General features: G+C 46.9%; 19 protein-coding genes and 1 riboswitch. Of the genes, 13 read left to right on the top strand and 6 right to left on the bottom strand.

What is annotated here, in order from left to right; all coding sequences use genetic code 11:
* Positions 1–198 precede the first annotated feature (198 nt).
* Positions 199–1,269 carry an NADH:flavin oxidoreductase/NADH oxidase gene (locus tag J7623_RS14935; RefSeq protein ID WP_291921444.1) on the top strand — a complete coding sequence of 357 codons (1,071 nt, stop codon included), beginning with the start codon at positions 199–201 and terminating at the stop codon, positions 1,267–1,269.
* Positions 1,270–1,289: 20 nt separating this feature from the next.
* Here the strand turns inward: J7623_RS14935 and mgrA are convergent, their stop codons facing one another.
* Both mgrA and J7623_RS14925 read right to left on the bottom strand, forming a co-directional pair.
* Positions 1,290–2,282, bottom strand: coding sequence for an L-glyceraldehyde 3-phosphate reductase (mgrA, locus tag J7623_RS14930; protein WP_291921441.1), 993 nt, complete (start codon positions 2,280–2,282; stop codon positions 1,290–1,292).
* Between the two features lie 178 nt (positions 2,283–2,460).
* Positions 2,461–3,372 (bottom strand): acyl-CoA desaturase, encoded by a 912-nt coding sequence (locus tag J7623_RS14925; RefSeq protein WP_291921438.1) that lies wholly within the window; start codon positions 3,370–3,372, stop codon positions 2,461–2,463.
* 169 nt (positions 3,373–3,541) lie between these two features.
* On the opposite strand from J7623_RS14925, the gene J7623_RS14920 reads away from it, so the two are divergent.
* From J7623_RS14920 to J7623_RS14880, 9 genes are all read left to right on the top strand, one after another.
* Positions 3,542–4,111 carry a DUF308 domain-containing protein gene (locus J7623_RS14920; RefSeq protein ID WP_291921435.1) on the top strand — a complete coding sequence of 190 codons (570 nt, stop codon included), beginning with the start codon at positions 3,542–3,544 and terminating at the stop codon, positions 4,109–4,111.
* A 322-nt stretch (positions 4,112–4,433) separates the two neighbouring features.
* Entirely contained in the window at positions 4,434–7,043 is a 2,610-nt protein-coding gene (locus J7623_RS14915) for a M1 family metallopeptidase (RefSeq protein ID WP_291921432.1), read from the top strand.
* Between the two features lie 137 nt (positions 7,044–7,180).
* Positions 7,181–8,656: a cobyric acid synthase gene (locus J7623_RS14910; protein WP_291921430.1), complete on the top strand. Its 1,476-nt coding sequence runs from the start codon at positions 7,181–7,183 to the stop codon at positions 8,654–8,656.
* A gap of 12 nt (positions 8,657–8,668) precedes the next feature.
* Positions 8,669–9,691 (top strand): aminotransferase class I/II-fold pyridoxal phosphate-dependent enzyme, encoded by a 1,023-nt coding sequence (locus J7623_RS14905; protein WP_291921427.1) that lies wholly within the window; start codon positions 8,669–8,671, stop codon positions 9,689–9,691.
* Positions 9,676–10,725: an adenosylcobinamide-phosphate synthase CbiB gene (gene cbiB, locus J7623_RS14900; protein ID WP_291921423.1), complete on the top strand. Its 1,050-nt coding sequence runs from the start codon at positions 9,676–9,678 to the stop codon at positions 10,723–10,725. The genes J7623_RS14905 and cbiB overlap by 16 nt, the downstream gene beginning before the upstream one ends.
* A 34-nt stretch (positions 10,726–10,759) precedes the next feature.
* The gene (locus J7623_RS14895; protein ID WP_291921420.1) at positions 10,760–11,590 is read left to right on the top strand and encodes an SDR family NAD(P)-dependent oxidoreductase; all 831 of its coding nucleotides are present in this window, start codon (positions 10,760–10,762) and stop codon (positions 11,588–11,590) included.
* Between the two features lie 375 nt (positions 11,591–11,965).
* Positions 11,966–12,271 carry a hypothetical protein gene (locus J7623_RS14890; protein WP_291921417.1) on the top strand — a complete coding sequence of 102 codons (306 nt, stop codon included), beginning with the start codon at positions 11,966–11,968 and terminating at the stop codon, positions 12,269–12,271.
* Between the two features lie 2 nt (positions 12,272–12,273).
* Positions 12,274–12,558 (top strand): hypothetical protein, encoded by a 285-nt coding sequence (locus J7623_RS14885; protein WP_291921415.1) that lies wholly within the window; start codon positions 12,274–12,276, stop codon positions 12,556–12,558.
* Positions 12,559–12,605: 47 nt separating this feature from the next.
* The gene (locus J7623_RS14880) at positions 12,606–12,821 is read left to right on the top strand and encodes a hypothetical protein (protein ID WP_291921412.1); all 216 of its coding nucleotides are present in this window, start codon (positions 12,606–12,608) and stop codon (positions 12,819–12,821) included.
* An 18-nt stretch (positions 12,822–12,839) separates the two neighbouring features.
* On the opposite strand, the gene J7623_RS14875 is transcribed toward J7623_RS14880, so the two are convergent.
* A complete protein-coding gene (locus J7623_RS14875) occupies positions 12,840–13,532 on the bottom strand; it encodes a uracil-DNA glycosylase family protein (protein ID WP_291921409.1) in 693 nt (230 codons plus the stop codon).
* Between the two features lie 8 nt (positions 13,533–13,540).
* Complete coding sequence (locus J7623_RS14870) at positions 13,541–15,589, bottom strand: ATP-binding protein (RefSeq protein WP_291921407.1); 2,049 nt, start codon at positions 15,587–15,589, stop codon at positions 13,541–13,543.
* 358 nt (positions 15,590–15,947) lie between these two features.
* Between J7623_RS14870 and J7623_RS14865 the strand changes: the two genes are divergently transcribed.
* Both J7623_RS14865 and J7623_RS14860 read left to right on the top strand, forming a co-directional pair.
* On the top strand, positions 15,948–17,195 hold the full coding sequence (locus tag J7623_RS14865) for a YdcF family protein (RefSeq protein ID WP_291921403.1): 1,248 nt from the start codon (positions 15,948–15,950) through the stop codon (positions 17,193–17,195).
* A 125-nt stretch (positions 17,196–17,320) separates the two neighbouring features.
* Positions 17,321–17,440: riboswitch (SAM riboswitch) on the top strand.
* 150 nt (positions 17,441–17,590) lie between these two features.
* Positions 17,591–18,763, top strand: coding sequence for a PLP-dependent aspartate aminotransferase family protein (locus J7623_RS14860; RefSeq protein WP_291921401.1), 1,173 nt, complete (start codon positions 17,591–17,593; stop codon positions 18,761–18,763).
* Here the strand turns inward: J7623_RS14860 and J7623_RS14855 are convergent.
* On the bottom strand, positions 18,720–19,904 hold the full coding sequence (locus tag J7623_RS14855) for a dicarboxylate/amino acid:cation symporter (protein WP_291921398.1): 1,185 nt from the start codon (positions 19,902–19,904) through the stop codon (positions 18,720–18,722). The genes J7623_RS14860 and J7623_RS14855 overlap by 44 nt on opposite strands.
* A 126-nt stretch (positions 19,905–20,030) precedes the next feature.
* Here J7623_RS14855 and J7623_RS14850 point away from each other — a divergent pair, with 126 nt between their 5' ends.
* Positions 20,031–20,354 carry a NirD/YgiW/YdeI family stress tolerance protein gene (locus J7623_RS14850; protein ID WP_291921396.1) on the top strand — a complete coding sequence of 108 codons (324 nt, stop codon included), beginning with the start codon at positions 20,031–20,033 and terminating at the stop codon, positions 20,352–20,354.
* 9 nt (positions 20,355–20,363) lie between these two features.
* Here the strand turns inward: J7623_RS14850 and J7623_RS14845 are convergent, their stop codons facing one another.
* The gene (locus tag J7623_RS14845) at positions 20,364–21,338 is read right to left on the bottom strand and encodes a sulfite exporter TauE/SafE family protein (RefSeq protein WP_291921393.1); all 975 of its coding nucleotides are present in this window, start codon (positions 21,336–21,338) and stop codon (positions 20,364–20,366) included.
* Positions 21,339–21,461: the final 123 nt, after the last annotated feature.

Genomic DNA, 21,461 nt, shown 5'->3' with positions numbered 1-21,461 from the left:
AAAAAACTCACAAACAGAAATAGCAACAGGGCTCCAACAATGTTGCACTTGGCAGGGAACAGATACATCGTAATTATAGGTATAAGGCCCTAAAAATACGCATTTCCGGACATTTTTCCGGTGTAGTATGCCACTTGATGAGTATGTTTTCGCTATATGATTTATGCTTAATTTTAACGAACTTAAAAGCAACAGATTATGTCGCATTTGTTTACACCTTTTTCATTGAGAAAAGTTGAATTCCGGAATCGCATAGTGGTATCTCCTATGTGCGAGTATTCGTCCGAAGATGGTTTTGCGAACGACTGGCACCTGGTGCATCTTGGCACCAGGGCAGTAGGAGGCGCCGGGCTGGTACTTTCCGAAGCTGCCGCTGTATCGCCGGAAGGGCGTATTTCTATTCATGACCTGGGGATCTGGAAAGACGAACATATTCCTATGTTGCATCGTATCACCGCCTTTATTGCCGCGCAGGGAGCCGTACCAGGGATACAACTGGCGCATGCAGGCCGCAAAGCCAGTACACTCAGGCCCTGGGAGGGGAGCGGCACACTCCCCGCAGCAGCGGGTGGCTGGCAGGTAGTAGCCCCCAGCGCCATCCCGTTCAACGACGTATATCCATTACCGGAAGCGCTTACGGAAACGGGGATACGTAAAATAGTGAAAGACTTTAAGGCGGCCACTGTACGGGCCTTACAGGCCGGTTTTGAAGTGGTGGAGTTGCATGCTGCGCATGGATACCTGTTGCACAATTTTCTATCTCCCCTCAGCAACCACCGTACTGATGAATATGGCGGCAGCTTTGAAAACAGGATACGCCTCCTGCTGGAAGTGGTAACTGCCGTACGTTCGGTGTGGCCGGAGCAATACCCGCTACTGGTCAGAATCTCTGTCACCGACTGGGCAGAAGGTGGCTGGAACCCGGAAGAATCCGTACAACTGGCCCGTATTCTGAAAGATAAAGGGGTAGACCTGATCGACTGCTCGTCCGGTGGGCTTGCGGCGCACCAGCAAATCAAAACAGGGCCTTTATATCAAACGTCGTTTGCGGAGAAAGTGAAGAAAGAAGCAGGTATCCCCACCGGGGCGGTAGGAATGATTACAACAGCAGAAGAAGCGGAAAGTATTATTGCAGAAGGCCGGGCAGATATGGTGCTCATGGCGAGGGAGTTGTTGAGAAATCCGTATTTCCCATTGCATGCAGCGCATGCATTACACGCGGAAATAAAATGGCCAATACAATATGAACGTGCAAAGATGCGCCGGTAGCATCTTTGCACGTCCGGGAATTATTTGAGGATGGCTTCGATGGCATCCAGTTCTTCTTTCGTAAAAACAGTATTTTTCAACGTATCCAGGTTATTATCCAGTTGTGCTACAGAGCTGGCACCAATTAACACGGTGGTAATACGTTTGTCTTTCAGTATCCAGGCCAGCGCCATCTGGGCGAGAGATTGTCCACGTTGTTGCGCTAACTGGTTTAATTTTTTTACCTGTTCAATTTTTGCCGGCGTTACATCGCCTTCCTGCAAAAAGCCACTCGGCTTGCTGGCACGTGAGCCAGCCGGGATACCGTTCAGGTAACGGTCGGTCAGTAAACCCTGTGCCAGCGGCGAAAAAGGAATACAACCCACTCCGTTCGCTTCCAGCACATCCAGCAACCCATTTTCTACCCAACGTTCAAACATGCTGTACTTGGGCTGATGAATCAGGCAAGGTGTTCCCAGCGATTTCAACACTGCAACGGCGGTACTGGTTTGCTCGGCCGTATAGTTGGAAAGTCCTACGTATAACGCCTTTCCCTGTTGCACAATACTATGCAGGGCACCCATGGTTTCCTCTATTGGCGTAGCCGGGTCCGGGCGGTGAGAATAGAAGATGTCTACATAGTTCAACTGCATCCGGCGTAAGCTCTGATCCAGGCTGGAAACAAGGTATTTGCGGGAACCCCAGTCCCCATATGGGCCAGGCCACATAGTATACCCGGCCTTGGTGGAAATAATCAGTTCATCCCGGAGATGGCCGGTAAAATCCTGTTTCAGTATCCGGCCGAAATTTTCCTCCGCGCTACCCGGCACCGGGCCATAGTTGTTAGCCAGGTCGAAATGAGTAATCCCTTTATCAAAGGCATTGCGGATAATACTGCGTCCATTCTCAAAATTGTCGATGGAACCGAAGTTGTGCCATAATCCCAGTGAAACGGCCGGTAGCTGAACGCCACTCTTGCCGCAACGGTTATAGGTCATTTGACTGTATCTGTTGGCTGCTGGAGCGTATTGCATGGATGTTTTAGATTTTAGGGAGACAAGATAGAAAATAAAGAGCAGAAAGCGGAAAGCGGAAAGCATAAAGCAAAAAGCTATTGAGGCGAATGACATAAACGAATAAGTAATCTAATACTCGCTCATGTCATTCGCCTCAATAGCTTTTTGCTTTATGCTTTCCGCTTTCTGCTCTTTACTAATGTACTTCTTCCACTGGTACCCGCTCAGAAGCCAGTTGCTTCAGCTTATTACTGTTTTTCAGTTTGTCAGGTACCGGGCGTATTTCCCATACAATACCGAGGAAGCCTAATGTTTTGATAACATAGTAGGTGATATCAAACTCCCACCAGTAGAATCCTTGTCTGGCAGCACTCTGATAATAGTGGTGGTTGTTATGCCAGCCTTCACCGAGCGTAACCAAAGCCAGGATAGCACTGTTGCGGGATTCATCTCCTGTATAATATCTTTTATTACCAATTTTATGCATGAGAGAGTTGATGGTAAAAGTACCATGGTATAATATCACCGTGCTCAGGAAGAACCCGATCAGCAAGGTAGATAAACCTGCGTGCCAGTCGAACCAACCGGTACCATTTACTTTATTACCCACAAAATACACGGCAATAGCCAGTACTACTGCAGGCACCATATGCCACTTGTTCAGCCACAATAATTCTTTGGCTTTGTGATCTTTGATCAGGTCAAAACGGGTAGGTTTATATTCCGGTCCCATGATCCAGCCAATATGTGCATACCAGAAACCGTAAACATTTGCTGAATGCGGATCTTCCGGGGTGTCACTGTGTTTGTGATGGATACGGTGATTGGCTGACCACCATAAGGCGCCTTTCTGCAAGCTGCTCTGCGCACCACCAGCCAGGATAAACTGGAAGAATCTCGACGTTTTAAAGGCACGATGCGAGAAATAACGATGATAACCCGCCGTTACAAAGAACATGCGGACTACATACAATACGCCACATAAAATCCAGTCAAATGCTGTTGTGCCGGTAAAGAAAGCTAATAGAGGCACAGCGTGTATGCCCATGAAATCTACCTGGTGCCACCAATTAGGTGGCTTTCTGTCTTGCTTAATCGCCTTATTCATGCCGCAAAGATAATTTCCGTCTTTTGTTTAAACTATGATTTTAATCATTTTGACAAAGTTATGTGCTTTCTGTCGTTTTTCCGTGGATGAAATTCCACCGAACTTTTTACGATACATAGTGTTAGAGGAACAGTACTACTACCCATTATTTAACATTAAAGTAACGATTATGTCACAAATCATCTCTGCTATTCGTAATAATGTGAAGTATTGGTGGCTCTATCTGCTCAATGGGATTATCTTTCTCATTGCCGGTTTCATTGTTTTCTCCAATCCATTCAGCAGCTACGTATTACTCAGTATTTTTTTCAGCGTCACATTATTTGTAACCGGGATTTTTGAAATCGCGTTTGCCCTCGGCAACCGGGCCTCTCATACGGGATGGGGATGGTCACTGGCGTCGGGGATCGTAGATGTGGTGATAGGAGGGATACTGATAGGCTATCCTGCTATCAGTATGGCTGTACTCCCATTATTCCTGGCCTTCTGGTTTATGTTCAAAGGTATCAGCCTCATTGGCTTTTCCATACAACTGCAAACCGAAGGAATCCCTAACTGGGGCTGGCTGCTGATAGGAGGAATACTCTTAATTATTATCGCGATTGTAATACTTGATAATCCCGCCCTGGGCGTAGCCGCCATCCTGGGACTCATGGCCACCGCCTTCTGGGCCACCGGTATTCTCAGCATTGTGTTTGCCTTCCGCTTAAGGCATATAAAAAAGGAGCTGAAAGCATAAAGCCGAAAGCAAAAAGCTATTTTAGCGGATGATCAGAGCGGATTTTGTCTTTAGACAGGATTAGGCTGATTATACTGATTATACTGATTTTTATTTTTAGAATATTAGAAGATAGTTTAGAAGATAATTAAGATAAGGGAAGATGGATGAGTAATATTATTCATCTATCTTCCCTTATCTTTTTAATCAAAAAAGTAATCAGTATAATCCTGTCTAAAGACAAAATCCGCTCTGATCATCCGCTAAAATAGCTTTTTGCTTTCGGCTTTATGCTTTATGCTTTTTTTGATATATTCGATCTATCATAATCTAATCTCTTCCGATGAAACTCAACAAAATCTATGCTATCGCATCCATGTTACTATGTGGCGGGATACAGCAGGGAACAGCCCAAACCACGTCAAAATACGACCAACATGAGGCTTTTGCTCCGTTGTTTTATCCTACACCCGGTAACGAGTACCGCAGTGCCGGCGGACAACCAGGCCCCAAATACTGGCAGAATGCTGCCGATTATAAATTAGACGTCACCCTGGATACTTTACAACATCGTATCAGTGGTACCGTTGTCATTACTTACAAGAACAACAGTCCGGATCACCTGCCTTTCCTGTGGCTGCAACTGGATCAGAATATATACCGGCAAGACTCCCGTGGCTCCGCTACGGTAGCCGTTTCCGGCGATCGCTTTGCGAACAAAACCTACACCCAGGGCTTTGAACTGAAAAATGTGAGCATCATCAGCAATGGTAAAACCATTGCCGCCAATTACCTGGTGAACGATACCCGTATGCAGATCAAACTGGCTGATGCCATGAAATCCGGTACCTCCCTGCAGATAAAAATTGAATATGCCTACACCGTTCCGGAATATGGCACCGATCGTACCTCCCGCCTGCGTACCACTAACGGATGGATATACGAAATTGCACAATGGTATCCTCGTATGTCCGTGTACGACGACATACTCGGATGGAATAATATTCCCTACATGGGCGCATCAGAGTTTTACCTGGAATATGGGAACTTTGATTACAGCATTACCGCACCTGCCAACATGATCCTGAGTGGCTCCGGCCAGTTGGTCAACGAAGCACAGGTACTGACACCGAAAGAAATCAGCCGCCTTGCAAAAGCCCGCAACAGCGATCAGACGGTGGTTATCCGCGACAGCTCAGAAATTAATACCGGCACCGCGAAAGGCAACCGCACCTGGCATTTCGTATGCCAGAACTCCCGCGACGTAGCCTGGGGTGCTTCCGCTGCGTTTATCTGGGATGCTGCCCGTATCAATTTGCCCGGTGGTAAAAAATCCCTTGCCATGTCACTCTACCCTGTAGAAGTGGCCGGCAACAATGCCTGGGGCAGATCTACCGAATTTGTGAAAGGATGTATTGAACATTATTCCAAACAATGGTACGTATATACGTACCCGGTAGCTACCAACGTAGCCGGTACCGTAGGAGGAATGGAATATCCCGGTATCGTATTCTGCTCCTGGAGATCTACAAAAGGCGGCTTGTGGGGCGTAACCGATCACGAATTCGGTCACAACTGGTTCCCGATGATAGTAGGTTCCAACGAACGCAAATATGCGTGGATGGATGAAGGCTTCAATACCTTCATCAACGGGATCTCCACCGCTGAATTCAACAAAGGAGAATTCAAAGTGCCGCAGCCGGCACAGCGAATTGCACCAATGCTGTTCTCTAACAGGGCTGAACCTATTTTAACTACTCCCGATGTACTCGATATGAGCTACCTCGGTGTGGCTGCTTACTTCAAACCCGGAATGGGCCTGAATTTGCTCCGCGATCAAATCCTCGGACCAGAACGTTTCGATTACGCTTTCCGCGAATACATCAAACGCTGGGCATTTAAACACCCCACCCCGTGGGACTTCTTCCGTACCATGGAAAATGCTTCCGGCGAAGACCTGGCCTGGTTCTGGCGTGGTTGGTTCTTTAATACCTGGAAGCTGGATCAGGGCGTGAAAGGTGTACAATACGTGAAAAATGATCCTGCACAAGGTGCAATGATCACCATCCAGAACCTGGAACAATTACCGATGCCGGTAGTAATAGCCATTAAAGACGTAAATGGTAAATCAGATACCGTGCGTTTGCCGGTAGAAGTATGGCAACGGGGCGCCACCTGGACATTCCACTATCCGTCTACCGTGAAACTCGCCAGCGTAGTAATTGATCCGGCAGGTAATTTCCCGGATGTCAATCCTTCCAACAATAGCTGGAAAGCCGATGCCGGTCAGCCTATACCTGCAGGTACTACGGCTACGGCTATACTGAAAAAGTATATTGACGCTATTGGTGGCGCCGATAAGCTGAAAGCCGTTAAAGACCTGTCTTTACTGGAAGAGGGAGAAGTAGCGGGTACCGCACTCGAGTACACCATGAAACACAAACAACCCGATAAGGTACTGACCCAGGTATTTATTCCGATCGCTAACCTGATGGCCATGAAGCTGGTGGCGAATGGTAATAACATTACCATGTCGAATTCGGGAAAAGATATGCCGTTGTCGGCTACTGATAAAGCCATCCTGAAAGATAAAAACCTTTTGTTCCAGGAACTGTATTTTACAGCACCAGACTATAATGCCAAGGTGGAAGTAGCTCCTGTAACAGAAGATGTAAATGGTTCGCAAGCCTACGTGGTAAATATCGCAACTCCCAGTGGCGCATTATTCCGTAACTACTACGATACTAAAACCGGCCTGAAAGTACGTGCAGTAACACTCGCCGGGCAAGAAGGCGGCGGCGGGGAATCTACTGTCGACTACAGCGATTACCGCGAAGTTAGCGGCATCAAATTCCCGTTCAAAATGGCTACCAGCATGGGTGGATACAATACCAACCTGCAACTGAAAACAGCCACGGTGAATGGTGGATTAAGCGATGATATTTTTAAATAGCAGAAAGCAGAAAGCTTAAAGCAAAAAGCTATTATAGCGAATGATTAAAGCGTAGAATATATAAATATCCGCTTTGATCATTCGCTATAATAGCTTTTTGCTTTCTGCTTTCTGCTTCTTTATTCTATCTTCGTCCCATGCATAAAAAAGATCTTCGGCCGGTCATGTTTGTGGGTACCGCCTCTGACGTGGGAAAGAGCGTGATTACCGCCGGGTTTTGCCGTATTTTCCGGCAGGATGGGTATACACCTGCTCCTTTCAAGGCGCAGAATATGTCGCTCAATAGCTATGCAACTCCCGACGGACTGGAAATAGGCCGTGCACAGGCGGTACAGGCAGAAGCAGCCGGTGTACCCGCGCATACAGATATGAACCCGGTACTGCTGAAACCTACCAGCGATCAGCGTGCACAACTGGTACTACATGGTAAACCTGCCGGTAGTCAGTCGGCCTGGGAATATTTTATGGAGAAAGATAAGTACGCCTTATTTGAAGAAGTAAAACAATCCTTTAACCGGCTTGCGGGGCGTTATAACCCCATTGTCATGGAAGGTGCCGGTAGCATTTCTGAGCTAAATCTTCGTAGCCGCGATATCACCAATATGCGCATCGCCTTGCATGCCGGCGCCGCAGTATACCTCATTGCGGATATTGATCGCGGCGGAATTTTTGGGAGTGTATATGGTACCATTGCCCTGTTGCCTCCGGAAGAGAAAACACTGATCAAAGGTATCATCATCAATAAATTTCGTGGTGATATCCGCCTGTTTGATGACGGGCGCAAACAACTGGAAAGCCTTACCGGCGTGCCGGTTACAGGGGTGCTGCCGTATTATCACGATATCCATATTGAAGAAGAAGACTCCGTAGCCGGATCATTGAAACACCGGCAGCGCATGGCAGGTCGCATTAATATTGCCGTAGTATTACTACGGCATATGTCTAACTTCACCGACTTTAACGCGCTGGAAAAAGATGAGCGCGTACATATTTTTTATACCGATAATCCCGCGGAGATCATAGCCGCGGATATCATTATCATTCCCGGCAGTAAAAATACCATCAGCGATTTGGTGGCTATTAAAAATAACGGCACCGCCGGAGCTATAACGGAGGCGTATAAACGAAATAAAGTGGTCATCGGCATTTGCGGTGGCTACCAGATGATGGGAGAGGAGATTGCAGACCCATTTGGCGTAGAGGGCCCTGCCGGCAGCATTCCGGGCCTGGGCCTGTTACCGGTAACCACCGTACTCACCCGTGAAAAAACTACACAGCAACGTCACTTCCGTTACCGCGGCCAGGAAAAGATTTGTGAAGGATATGAAATTCATATGGGCGAAACCACTGCCCGGCAGCCTGCTCCGCTCAATGAACTGACCAACGGCTCCACAGATGGCTATTTCCTCCATGCCCGGTGTTGGGGTACTTACCTGCATGGTATCCTCGACAATGATACGATCATCAGCGATTTGTTGTCGCAATGTGATAAATCCGCGGTAGTAAAAGCGTTCGACTATAAAAAATTTAAAGAGGAACAATATAACAAACTGGCCACACATATTCGTGAACATCTTGACATTTCAGCTGTTTATAAGGCACTGGAATTATAACTTTATGATCTTATGATACAGGGACATGGCGACGATGGTTATTTGTTTGACCAGCCCGTTAAAGCGGACTTCAGCTCTAATGTTTGGTACGGCGGCCTCCGGGAAGGATTGAAAACTCATCTTAGTAATAAGGTAAGCGGCATTGATCACTATCCTGATGCGGGCGCAGCAAAATTGCAGCGCATGCTGGAAGAACAGGCGGGTTTGCCTGCCGGCACCATCCTGGTTACCAACGGTGGTACAGAAGCGATTTACCTTGTAGCCCAGGCCTTTGCAGGTGCTACAACAACTATCGTAGCGCCTACTTTCGCCGAATATGCGGATGCCTGTAAATTGTATCGTCACCAGGTGCAATACCTGTTGTGGGATAAGCTAACGCCCGATACCAGCTTCAGCACTGACCTGGTTTTTCTCTGCAATCCTAACAACCCTACCGGGCAGGCGCTCGATGATCAGGCGCTGCAAAGGCTGATTCAGCGGAACAAACACACCGTGTTTATTATCGATGAAGCCTATATTGAATTTACGCTGGGGGCAGCTACCGTTGTGCCTCATCTGCACCGTTTACCAAATGTATTGGTGCTCCGGTCGCTTACCAAAACCTGTTGTATTCCTGGTTTACGCCTGGGATATATTGCAGGAAGAAAGCAACTGCTGGACCGCGTACGTGCCTTTAGAATGCCCTGGTCGGTAAACAGCCTCGCACTGGAGGCAGGTTATTATATCCTGGAACATCCTGCACAATTTGCATTATCAAAGGAATCTCTTTTACAGGATACTTTTCATTTCTGGGAAGGCATTCGCAAAATGCCGGAGTTCAGGGTATCGCCAACGCATACACATTTTTTTCTGTTCGAAACACTGACAGGAACCGCGGCTTCGCTGAAAGCATGGCTGATGGAAAACCATGGTATCCTCATCCGGGATGCCTCCAACTTTTACGGGCTGGAACAAGGACATTGCCGCGTGGCCTGTCAGCGTTCCGCCGATAATACATTACTGATTACCGCATTGCGCCAATGGAGCCTGTATTAAAATTCGTATTACCGTTACTGTTAGGATATGCCGCTGATTTATTACTGGGCGACCCGCGTAGCTGGCCTCACCCGGTGAAGCTATACGGTACCATGATTCAATGGGGCACCCAATGGTTGAACAAAGGAGCGGCCCGTTTTTGGAAAGGCGCTTTACTCACCATGATCCTATGTACCACTGTTTTTTGTTTTTTCTATTTCGTACAACGGGGGCTGGAGCGCTGGCCACTGGCCTGGTATGGCTTCAGCAGCGTTTTCGTATTTTTTGCACTGGCCAATAAAAGCCTGTTGCAGGAAGGCAAAGCCGTATTTGATACGTTGCATAATGAGGGCGTAGAAGCTGGCCGGGCGCGGCTGTCGTGGATTGTAGGACGTGACACGGCACAATTATCACCACAGCAGATTCGTATCGCAGTGCTGGAATCTATGTCGGAGAACCTGAGCGATGGAGTGGTTGCGCCGCTTTGCTTCTACGCCATATTCGGGTTACCGGGCATGATGCTGTATAAAATGATCAATACCCTGGATTCGATGATCGGCTACAAAAATGAGCAGTACCGCTACTTTGGCCGTTTTGCCGCCCGGCTGGATGACGTAGCGAATTTCATCCCCGCCCGCATTACCGCATTGCTGATGATTTTGTTATATGGCAGCAGTCGCGCCTGGCATTTCATGCTCCGTTATGGATCAGCACATGCCAGCCCCAACTCAGGTTACCCGGAAGCCGCACTGGCAGGGATTCTCGACTGCCGCTTCGGTGGCCCCAATACCTATGGCGGCGAGTTGGTGAATAAGCCTTATATCGGCGAAAATGAACGCGACATTGAGCACCAGGAATTCAAAAAGGTGATGTATATCAATCATGCCGTTACTTTCGTGGTGGTCATCTGCATCGCTGCCCTAAAATATTACCTGATCTGGAATGCCAACAATAGACCGGATGTTTTAACTTCGCGGCCGGCAGTTTCAGCACCATATGGGTTGACAGAGAATATAGCTCCACAAAATCCAAACTGTATTTTATTACGGATATAGTAAGAAAGTGGTTAGGCCATGGTAAAGTTTTAATATGCACACGAAGCAAACGAAGATCAGTATTTTAAGTTGTGGCTGGCTGGGTAAGCCATTGGCACTGCATCTCCAGGAAGCTGGTTATGCGGTAAAAGGCGCCAGAACATCTGCCGCCGGTGTGGCGGAACTCACCGCCCTGGGCCTGGAAGCATATGAAGTTGTTTTATCAACAGATGTACTCACCGGCCCTGATGCCTTCTGGGACGCAGATATACTCATCATTAATATTCCTCCCCGTAAAGAAAGAGGGGCGGAGGCACATGTAGAAGAAATTGCTTTATTGAGCAGTTTCCTGGAAACTACGACTATCAGCAAAGTTATATTCATCAGCTCTACCTCTGTATACGCTGATATCAACGGACTTGTTACAGAAGAAAGCCAGGAATTGCCGGAAACCCCCAACGGCCTTGCACTGCGGGCTGCGGAGAAACAATTGATCATGGCCACCCGCTTTGAAACCACCATTCTGCGTTTCGGCGGATTAATCGGCTACGATCGCCTGCCAGATGCCAATCGCATCCGTGAAGGCAAACGGAATAATGAGCAACCGATGAACGTTATTCACCGGGACGACTGCATTGGCGTGATCCGGACAATTATAGAAAAAGAGATCTGGGGCGAAACATTCAATGCCTGCGCCACCGGGCATCCGCAACGATGCAACTATTATAAAGCAGCCGCACAGGCTATGGGAATACAGGTTCCACGCCGTTTACCGGCAGAAGAACAGCCATATAAAATAGTCAGCTCCCGCAAACTCCGGTATGCATTGGGGTATCCGTTCAAATACGATGATCCCTTGATGGTATTTAGTGAGCAGAAAGCATAAAGCGGAAAGCAAAAAGCTATTTTAGCGGATGATCTGAGCGGATTTTGTTTTCAACCAGGATTGGGCTGATTTTCCCGCTTTCTATTTTTAATATTTTGATAGACAGATGAAAATAGCGGAGATGGATGGGGATATTGCTCATCCATCTCCGCTATTTTTTTAATTCCTCAAAAGCAAATCAGTATACTGCTTAAAGACAAAATCCGCTCAGATCATCCGCTAAAATAGCTTTTTGCTTTCCGCTTTATGCCTTCGGCTCAAAAAAAATTTGTTTACATATATTAAAATCGCTATATTGGTATATTACCTCACTATGCCAACGGGAGGTACTTTTTAACCATTGAAAGATTATATCACCTAAACCTGATTAAAGCCGTGAATCTGCTGCTACTTAGCCTGTTTGCCCTTGCATTAGGGCTGATGTTTACCCTTTACCGGAGCCACAATCGCAAGAAGGCCGAATACCTGCTGCCGGTAAGATCTGCGAATATTGTAAAAATTCACAGTTACAAATCCTTCGGTATTATTGCCACTATCCGGTTTAAAGATGACCTTACTCCACAGATAGGGGACCGCTTACACGAAGAGGGAAATATTTACCAGATAACGGGCGTGGTAACGCCGGATACTGCTACAGAACAACCCAAGGATACCTGGGATTGCCGCCTGGTAAAAGTATAGTCATGGAATACCTGAAAATTTCATGGCTGCATCGTTTTGAAGATCAACCCATATTTCTCTACAGTGAAATTGACAATCAGCGTTTTGAAAACCGTAAGATCGAAATTTACGAAGACGGAAGTTTCGGTATCGCCAATTGCAATTTTCATTTTGGAGGCACGGCGTTGTCGGATCTTGTAATGCCTGAAATAGCCGACATCAGCGGCGATAAGCAATTCTTTCCTGAACTGATAACGCAGGCGGAATTTGAACTGATCTGGAACCAATATTATTATTTTTTGTCCTGACATAGCTGGTCCGTGATTTGCTGAAAGATCTTTAAAAAAAAGATCTTATGAATACTTTTATGATTAAAACATCCGGAGGCCGCTTTTATGTAAAGGCCAGTTCTGCAGAACGCTTTTTAGTAGATGTAAACGGGGAGGAAATAATGATGGAGAAAGATGAAGACGGATATGTACGCGCACCAGGCGCTACAGACAACGGTCATCGTTTCGAAATGGGTTTACTCAACAGTATCGCCGATCAGATCAGCCAGCAAACAGCGTAAAAAATCCACAAAGCGTGGTTATTGATGTTCCGCAAAAGCCGACAGGTATTTATCAACGTACTGGTCTTTGGTTTTGCTTTTATACTGCATCACAAACCGTGGATGCTCCAATGGCACAATCGTTTTGAAGAAACCTTCCTGCGCATTTAACGCCTGCAGGAATGCTGCATTTTTCCCCGTACCCATACAGTAACAAACTTCCCGGTCAATATTCCATTCCAACTGTTCCTTTAAGCTACTCACAATGAAAGGGTAGGCCGCTTTGGTAAGCGCTGCGCTGTCGTAATAATTATAATTCACTTCTTTCCCACCCGGTTGCAGGGAGGTAAATCCAAGCGGACAAATACTGCTGATATAAAAATGCTGATAAAAGGGTTTTACGCCACCATAGGCATCTATCACATCATATACAAATACAGAGGAAGGTTCATGGGTTTTTAGCCCCTTGATTTCGATGCCACACTTCTCCAGCATTCGTTTGGTATCTGTAAAAGGAACGCCGGTTGATCCGGAGCCTAACCGGCCGGGATTGATGCCCAGGATGAGTTGCCGGGGCTTTTTATCGTCATAAAATTTCTTATAAAACCGGGTCATGATATCCATGATACCAGGTCCTTCTTTAAAAGGATTCATGACACGGATACCCGCTGGCAGTTTGCCCGGAAAATGCAGGTGACCGTTGAATGCAATAATCTGATCGGCGATAGTCATGCGGCAATTTACGCCATTTGATGATGGCGTGTAATTTTCTCCAGGATGTCCTCTTCGCGGTAAGGCTTCATGATGTAATCATTTAACCCGGAGCGGAGATACAGCGCAATATCATCTTCCAATACATTACCGGTAATGGCAATAATGGTGACCGCAGCCTTCTTTTTATCGGGCAGTTCCCGGATCATAGCTGTCAGCATCAGGCCATCTATGCCCGGTAGGTCGATGTCGGTCAGCACAAAATCAAACGATTCCCGCTGGTATACTTCCAGCGCCTCTTCTGCGGAGGAAACAATCAGGTAGGATGCCTGCATGCGGTCCAGCATAAGCGCCAGTAGCTTCTGGTTCAGGATGCTGTCTTCTACCACTAACAATCTTATGCCCGCTGGAATAATGGGGCCTGGGGACGTATTGCTCACGGGGACAATAATTTTTTTGGTAGCAGGAGAGGGTGTTATCAACTGGTACCTGATTTCAAAATAAAAAGTAGTGCCTTTCCCTGGAAGGCTCTCCACATGGATTTTACCATTGTGAAGATCAATAATTTTCCTGGAAATATGTAATCCTAATCCACTGCCCTTATGATAATGATTAGTTCCCTGGGAGAAAGCGTCGAATACCAAAGGTAATTCTTTATGGGAAATACCGGGGCCGGTATCTTTTACGCTGACCTGCAACAGGTTATCTTCCCGCACATGCGCAGTAACGGTAACGCTGCCCTGTTCCGTAAACTTGATGGCGTTCGCCACCAGGTTTACCAGCACCTGCTTCAGCCGGAAAGCATCCCCCATGACCAGCAGGGTGGAAGGGAAGTAAATATTCACGATCAGGGAAAGCGATTTCATTTCCGCCTGCACAGCCAATGAGTTGCACACTTCCTCGATGGCGGTACGGGGCGCAAATTTCTCCTGCCGCAGTACCGGCTCCGCAGCTTCCATCCGCGTGTAGTCCAGCACGTTATTCACTACCTGCAACAGCATATCGGCGGAGTGACGTATAGCCGATACCGTTTCCGGTGTTTTGTCCTGTTCCAGTAAATAGGTAAAGCCAAGGATCGACTGTACCGGGGTACGCAGTTCATGGCTGATGGTGGCAGCAAAATCACTTTTCTGCTGCGCAAATTTTTCCGCATCCTGCTTGGCTCTTAACAGTGCCAGGTCATAACGATATAAACGAATCAGGCCGTAAATAATAATACCGGCCATTAACAGGATTAAAGGGATTTCCCAGTAATTGTGTTTATCCAGTTTATACAGGGAATGATCGATATCCTGTCCCAGTTGCAGGCGCCGTTTATCCGTTTCATCCAGCATCTGTTGCTTCAATGCTGCCATCTGGTGCAGCAGTTCAGTAAACAACCGCTCATTGGCTACAACCAGTGCATATTCTTTCTGCTTCAGGTTATTGTGGCTTTCGGTAGCTTCCTTTATAAACTTCGTATAGGCGTCCTGTATTTTTTGCAGTTGTTCTTTTGTAAATGCTTTATTATTAGAGGAAACATCATGCTGTACAATCCGGACCTCTTTATTTGTTTGCTGAATATTAGCCTTGTTGCTGATGGCGTCTTTCAGGCGGCCAAACAACTTCTTCCTGCCTTTGGTCTGCGCAGTTTCCGTGGTGATCACGGTGTCTGCCTGCCGCCTGGGCTGCGCTACCTGGATATTGCTTAACTGCTGCACCGGTAAAGGTTTGTCCGCTGTATCCCATACCTGCGACAACTGCAGCAACGAGTCTACGTATAGCCGTGTCTGTAAGAACAGTTGTGATTTCCGGGCTTTATCTGCCAGCAGGGCTTCCATTTGCCGCCCTCCCTGTTTGGAATCAACCGCGCTGTCGAGATGAGAGGCGATCAACTTCAACTGACCCGCATAAATATTTAAATAATGTTTGTCGTAGGTGAGTGTATAGATACGGAAGTTGTTGTCAGCAGCGTATAGCAACTGCATGGCCTGGTCTATATGACCGGCATCTGTTTTTGTGGCAACAAGGTCTTTCACAACAATGCCTAACTGCTGAGATTCCCGTTTTCGTAAAAAGATGATCATAAAGAATGTCATCAGCACCAAAACCATTATCGTTAGCACAGTATAGCGTACAAAGGTTTTTTTCTCGTGGGTCTTATACATTGTAATATAAAAATTGGGTGTTGGCTTTTGGTTCCGTTGGGCCGCCCACGAAAATAAATGATTTAATGGTGCGTAGCTAATGCATAATCAATGTAAATCAATGATATAAGTATTTGTACACTTCTGAATTAAATATGTATTGTGTTAATTTATACATTATATTTTTTTATTTATTGAAAGATGGGATACACGGCAATTAACACCTCTGTTCATGATATGGTAGATAACTTTAGCAGAACAGATCCCCTTAGTATTTTTTGTAGTATGTTGTGATATAATTTTTTCCCTGATGCAGTATCTGAAAAGTTGTTTTACCTGTTTGCTGTTTCTTCTGTTATCGTCATTTGTTTACAGCCAATCAGCCACTCCGGACCCGCAATATAAATTTATAACCGGTCCAAACGTGTTGCAGGACCGGAACTTTTACCTCTTCACCCTGTTGGAAAAATTACCGGACTTGCCTTTGTTGTTGAACAATGATAGCTCCCTGAAGGCATTGGCCACTATTTATAAACAGCGTGTAACCCATCCCGTGAGTAATGAAGAAAGTGCCGCTGCACTTTTATTTTCTGACGCAGTTATTCTACAGGCTGGTGAAGCCTTTAATCGTTTGTTGCAGCAGCATCCGGCACCGTTTGCCCGTTTGCTGCGGGAAATGAGATCCAGCGGGCTTTTTGAACTGCATGCACAGGAAAGTGATGCCGGGCTGCTGGCCGCTGCCTGGAAGGATGCTGCAGGGGGCGTTAACTATATCATTAACGCCTATACGAAAGGCCTGGGAATGCGCTACCCGGCGATTGACTCTGCCCGTTTTTACGTACAGGCGCCTTCCTATAAAGCCGCAGTGCAACGCAGTATCGCGCAAATAGGGAAGCAAAGTAAATCTTCAGATTTGTTTTTTCAGCCATCCCTGGCGCTGGCGTTGGATCTGCTTACCCTCAATCACAGGGATGAAGCCGGCCGCTACGAGCCCCTGTCTGTCACTAACGGTGACGTATATGCGCAAATAAAGAAAACCGACTGGACAAAATATACCTATTCCGCAATGCTCATACTCGGCGCCAGCCCCGTAGGCAAGGAAATGCTCAGCGATGCCGGGAAAGGCCGTTGCCGTACCGGCGCAGAGCTGTTCCAGAAAGGCCTGGTACCATTTGTTATCGTTTCCGGCGGACATGTACGGCCAGTAGGTACTTCCTACTCAGAAGGCGTAGAGATGAAGAAATACCTGGTCAATGAGTTGAAAATACCCGCCAACGCCGTGTTGGTAGACCCTTATGCGAGGCACACCACCACCAACGTACGCAATGCCGTTCGCCTCGCGTGGCGAAGCGGTATCCCGGTAAATAAACGGATGCTGTGTGTATCCGATGCCATGCACCTGGTATATGTAAACAGCCCGGTATTTAAACAACGGTGTATGACCGAACTGGGTTATATGCCTGCGGCAGATATCCAGCAAGCGGATCTTTACTTTTTATCATTTTTACCAGACCTCAGCTCCCTGCAGGCCAATCCCCTCGACCCATTAGATCCTTGATAGGAGGGCTCCACGGAGGTATTTGTCTTCAAAAAAAATAAAAAAAACAAAAGTCTACTGATTTAGTAGGAAAATAAATTTGGTGGTTTGTTTTTCTGTATTATCTTTGCATCAGTTCTTTAGATAGCTTATCAAGAAAGGAGGAGGGACATGGCCCAACGATACCTTAGCAACCATCCCCCGCTGTTAGCGGGGAGAAAGGTGCTGCATCCATCCCCCCGCTCTGGCGGGGAGAAAGATAAGTCAGATACAAGTTTTGCAATACATTATTATATCAATATAATGATCAAACTCATCTGGCTACAGGTGAGTTTTTTTATGCCCCTACCTTCCCCGATATGCTCATTTAACGGACCTGTTTAATCAATTTTCATCAAACTAAAAATCAAAAACAGATGAGCACAATTACTGAATTAATCCATTCAATTCCCGTAGATCCCCGTACCGGCGCTATTGCAGTACCTATTTATCAAACCTCTACTTTCGTGCAGGATGCACCGGGCGTAAATAAAGGATACGACTATGCGCGTTCCAATAATCCTACCCGTGAAACCGCGGAAAAAATTATTGCACAACTGGAAGGAGGAGCGGCTGCATCCCTTTTTGGCAGCGGCCTCGCAGCTATTGATGCGGTGATCAAATTACTGAAATCCGGCGACGAAATTGTAGCGGTAGATGATATCTATGGCGGCGCTTTCCGTCTCTTTCATAAAGTATATGAAAAGTTTGGTATCCGCGTAACCTATGTAGATACATCGGATACCCAGGCCGTGTTCAATGCCATTACACCGGCTACCCGCCTGATATGGCTGGAAACGCCTACCAATCCAACACTGAAGATCTCTGATATTGCTGCCATTGGCCGCATTGCCAAAGCCCATAATTGTTTGTTCTGCGTGGATAATACTTTTGCTTCTCCGATCCTGCAAAAGCCATTGGAGCTGGGCGCAGACCTGGTAGTACACAGCGCTACCAAATATCTCGGCGGCCATAGTGACCTCATTGCCGGCGTAGTAGTTGCTAAAACAATACCGCTGGCAGAAGAAATTAAATTCTATCAAAATGCCACTGGTGCTATCTTAGGGCCGTTCGACAGCTTCCTGCTGATACGCGGTATTGAAACGCTGCACCTGCGCATTAAACAACACGGCATCAATGCTCAGGCACTGGCCGAATACCTGGAAAGCCATCCGGCAGTAGATAAAGTATATTATCCCGGTTTACCTTCCCATAAAGGACATGAGCTGGCGAAGCGCCAGAGCAAAGGATTTGGTGGCATCATTTCTTTTACGCTGAAAAATGATACCATTGAAGCTGCCACTGCTTTTGTTACATCTACCCGGTATTTCAAACTGGCAGAGAGCCTGGGAGGCATCAAGAGTTTGTTATGTCATCCGGCAGCGATGACCCATAAATCGATTCCTGATGAAAAGAGAAGGGCAGCGGGTGTGAGCGATAGCCTGATCCGTCTCTCTGTAGGTCTCGAAGAAACCGCCGACTTGCTGGCCGACCTGGAGCAGGCCTTTACGAAGCTGCCGGCGCCCGTCCACGCAGAAACCGTGTTGTAAGCATGGCCGCAACATTATCGCCCGTAGCATTCAGGATAGTAGCCAGCGGATCTACCAGCGTGCCAATGATCATCAGCGGTGGTAATGCTTCCACGGGAAAGCCGTAGATACTCATCACCAGCAGCTCGCCGATGTAGCCGCCATTGGGAATACCACCTTCCACAATGCTGGCAATAACGGTAACGCCCATAGCCATGGCAATCACGGTGACACTGTCGAAGCTTCTGCCAAACATACTGAATACTACCGCCATTTTTATAATAGAAGAAATGCTGGAGCCATCTTTATGAAGGGTGGCGCCCAGCGGTACCACCACATTACCTATATCGGCAGGTACTCCCATTTTGCTCACCGCTTCGAGATTAGCGGGGATCGTAGCAATGCTGCTACCCGTACCCACGGCGGTGAGCGTAGGAATGATATTATTTTTCCAGAAGATTTTAATGCCGGGAAGTCCCCCGGCTACAAACGCATAAAAAGTAAAACCGAAAATGAAATACACAATGCCGAAGCCATAATAAATGCCCAGCGATTGCGCGTAGGTGCCAAACAGTTGCGGCCCTACTGTGCCCACCTGGTAAGCGAAATAAGCGCCCAATCCTACCGGCCCGATTTTCATAATCACTCCCAGTACTTCTTTCATGACTTCATTACCGGAATGTAAAAAGTGCCGGAAAGCTTTACCAGCCTCGCCTACGCGCATGGAGGCAAACCCTACGAGCCCTGAAAAAATAATGAAAGGCAACATATTTTTGCGGGATAGCAGCTCATAAAATTCATTCACCGTTACTAAGCGGCTCAATTGATCGCCCCAGTTGCCCGGTTGCTCCAGGTGCAGGGTTTTGGATAATACCGCGGATTGATGAATCGGGAAAATCCATACAGCTACAATGGTCAGAAATGCAGATATCAGGATAGTACTGAGGAACACCAATGACATGGTGCCTAATATTCTCCCCAGTTTGTGCCCGGCCTCTATATGTGCCATGGCATTGGAGATACTGAAAAATACCAGCGGTATAATGACCGTAAACAGAAGGTTCAGAAAAATGTCGCCGATTGGCTTAATAATCACTACCTTTTCCCTGAAAATCAGCCCCGCGATGCTGCCGGCGATAATACCACCCAGCAGCCAAAACATACTGCTGTAATTTTTAAGAAATCCCATGAATGAAATTTATATGATACAAGTTAGCCAAATGTACCCGATTCGTGAACAATCAGACATGATTATTGTTTATGCTCTTAGCAAAACCACCTGTTAATCATGAAAAGCTTGCTGCTCTGTTTGTTGCTGCCCTTTTTCGTCCAGGATCGCACCTACACCATAGGGGAGGTGATGCGCAATGCCAGGCAACTGCATAACGACAGCACCGCGGTACGGGTGACCGGCTATGTGACCAAAAAGTTACGTGATAACAATTACCTGTTTGAAGACAAAACCGCAGAAATCCAGGTAGATATTGATCCCCGCTACCTCCCCCGTAAACCCTTCAGTGATAAGGATGCAGTAACGATCAAAGCGCTGGTGCAGTATGAAATCAATAAGCCTATTACCCTGAAGGTAAACCAGGTAGTAAACAACGACTAACGCAGAAGACTATATGATTTTTACCAGGAAGCTATAAATGCTCTTCATACTTACCAGGATTACAATCACCGCAACCGCCACCATAATTGTTTTAGCAGAAATTTTATTGGATACCCTGGCTGCAATAGGAGAAGCAATGGCACTGCCTATTACCAGGCCCAGTACGGCGTCCCAGTGGACATGAGAAAGTACGGTGACAAAAGTAAGAGAGCTTAACATAGCGATGAAAAAGCGGGTAGCCTTCACCGTGCCCAGTGAAAAGCGGGGATGTCTGCCGCCGGCAATCAGGGAAGATAATACAATAGATCCCCAGCCGCCGCCGCCGATAGCGTCTATAAAACCGCCACCAAAGCCCAGTAAGCCAATTTTCTTTATTTTTTTAGTGACATGCTTTTTACGTTGCGCACGGATCGCCCGCAACAGGATAATAGTACCCAGGATCAGTGTATATAAGGATACTACCGGCTTGGTATACATCGCATAATGTTCCAGGGAAGATAAGAGGTAGGCGCCAATTACAGCGCCCGCAATGCCCGGTAATATGAGGATTTTAAAAAGCTTCTTGTTTACATTGCCCATCCGCTGGTGCATCCAGCCGGCAATACCGCAGCTCAGGATTTCTGAAATATGCACCGCCGTACTGGCGGATGCCGGCGGAACCCCCATCGACAAGGAAAAAGTAGTGGAAGTAATGCCATAAGACATGCCAATGGCGCCGTCAATCATGGCAAAAATGAAACCGGCCACCAGGAAATAGTAAAAAGTAGGAGGTACATCCTCCACATACGTACGAAAATCCGGTGATTGCCACCAGGATACGCCTAATAGGACCGACAATAACAAAATCCCTCCCAATCCAAATATCCAGCGCTGCTTTTTTAGCGCACCGGTGTCGCTGGTGCTGCTATTCACGGGCGATATTGCCTTTGATTCCGCTGTGGTAGTAGCTACCGGAGCATCCAGGGTAGTAAGTTCTTTCTCCATTTTTATATATTCCAGGCCTTAATTCACCACAAAATACATAAACTCTATGAAATAAGTAGACTATGTGGGAAAAATTACGAATTACGATCACGCAAAGGCGCGAAGCAGGTAAGCTGCAGAGAT

The sequence above is a fragment of the Chitinophaga sp. genome, assembly GCF_017745275.1.
GTDB lineage: Bacteria > Bacteroidota > Bacteroidia > Chitinophagales > Chitinophagaceae > Chitinophaga.
The sequence above is the reverse complement of the archived record's forward strand: the minus strand, read 5'-3'. Positions and strand labels throughout refer to the sequence as shown.

Excerpts from the sequence above, each read along its gene's own strand:
- J7623_RS14935 (WP_291921444.1), top strand. The coding sequence starts at position 199 with ATGTCGCATTTGTTTACACCTTTTTCATTGAGAAAAGTTGAATTCCGG.
- mgrA (WP_291921441.1), bottom strand. The coding sequence starts at position 2,282 with ATGCAATACGCTCCAGCAGCCAACAGATACAGTCAAATGACCTATAAC.
- J7623_RS14925 (WP_291921438.1), bottom strand. The coding sequence starts at position 3,372 with ATGAATAAGGCGATTAAGCAAGACAGAAAGCCACCTAATTGGTGGCAC.
- J7623_RS14920 (WP_291921435.1), top strand. The coding sequence starts at position 3,542 with ATGTCACAAATCATCTCTGCTATTCGTAATAATGTGAAGTATTGGTGG.
- J7623_RS14915 (WP_291921432.1), top strand. The coding sequence starts at position 4,434 with ATGAAACTCAACAAAATCTATGCTATCGCATCCATGTTACTATGTGGC.
- J7623_RS14910 (WP_291921430.1), top strand. The coding sequence starts at position 7,181 with ATGCATAAAAAAGATCTTCGGCCGGTCATGTTTGTGGGTACCGCCTCT.
- J7623_RS14905 (WP_291921427.1), top strand. The coding sequence starts at position 8,669 with ATGATACAGGGACATGGCGACGATGGTTATTTGTTTGACCAGCCCGTT.
- cbiB (WP_291921423.1), top strand. The coding sequence starts at position 9,676 with ATGGAGCCTGTATTAAAATTCGTATTACCGTTACTGTTAGGATATGCC.
- J7623_RS14895 (WP_291921420.1), top strand. The coding sequence starts at position 10,760 with ATGCACACGAAGCAAACGAAGATCAGTATTTTAAGTTGTGGCTGGCTG.
- J7623_RS14885 (WP_291921415.1), top strand. The coding sequence starts at position 12,274 with ATGGAATACCTGAAAATTTCATGGCTGCATCGTTTTGAAGATCAACCC.
- J7623_RS14880 (WP_291921412.1), top strand. The coding sequence starts at position 12,606 with ATGAATACTTTTATGATTAAAACATCCGGAGGCCGCTTTTATGTAAAG.
- J7623_RS14875 (WP_291921409.1), bottom strand. The coding sequence starts at position 13,532 with ATGACTATCGCCGATCAGATTATTGCATTCAACGGTCACCTGCATTTT.
- J7623_RS14870 (WP_291921407.1), bottom strand. The coding sequence starts at position 15,589 with ATGACATTCTTTATGATCATCTTTTTACGAAAACGGGAATCTCAGCAG.
- J7623_RS14865 (WP_291921403.1), top strand. The coding sequence starts at position 15,948 with ATGCAGTATCTGAAAAGTTGTTTTACCTGTTTGCTGTTTCTTCTGTTA.
- J7623_RS14860 (WP_291921401.1), top strand. The coding sequence starts at position 17,591 with ATGAGCACAATTACTGAATTAATCCATTCAATTCCCGTAGATCCCCGT.
- J7623_RS14855 (WP_291921398.1), bottom strand. The coding sequence starts at position 19,904 with ATGTTTTGGCTGCTGGGTGGTATTATCGCCGGCAGCATCGCGGGGCTG.
- J7623_RS14850 (WP_291921396.1), top strand. The coding sequence starts at position 20,031 with ATGAAAAGCTTGCTGCTCTGTTTGTTGCTGCCCTTTTTCGTCCAGGAT.
- J7623_RS14845 (WP_291921393.1), bottom strand. The coding sequence starts at position 21,338 with ATGGAGAAAGAACTTACTACCCTGGATGCTCCGGTAGCTACTACCACA.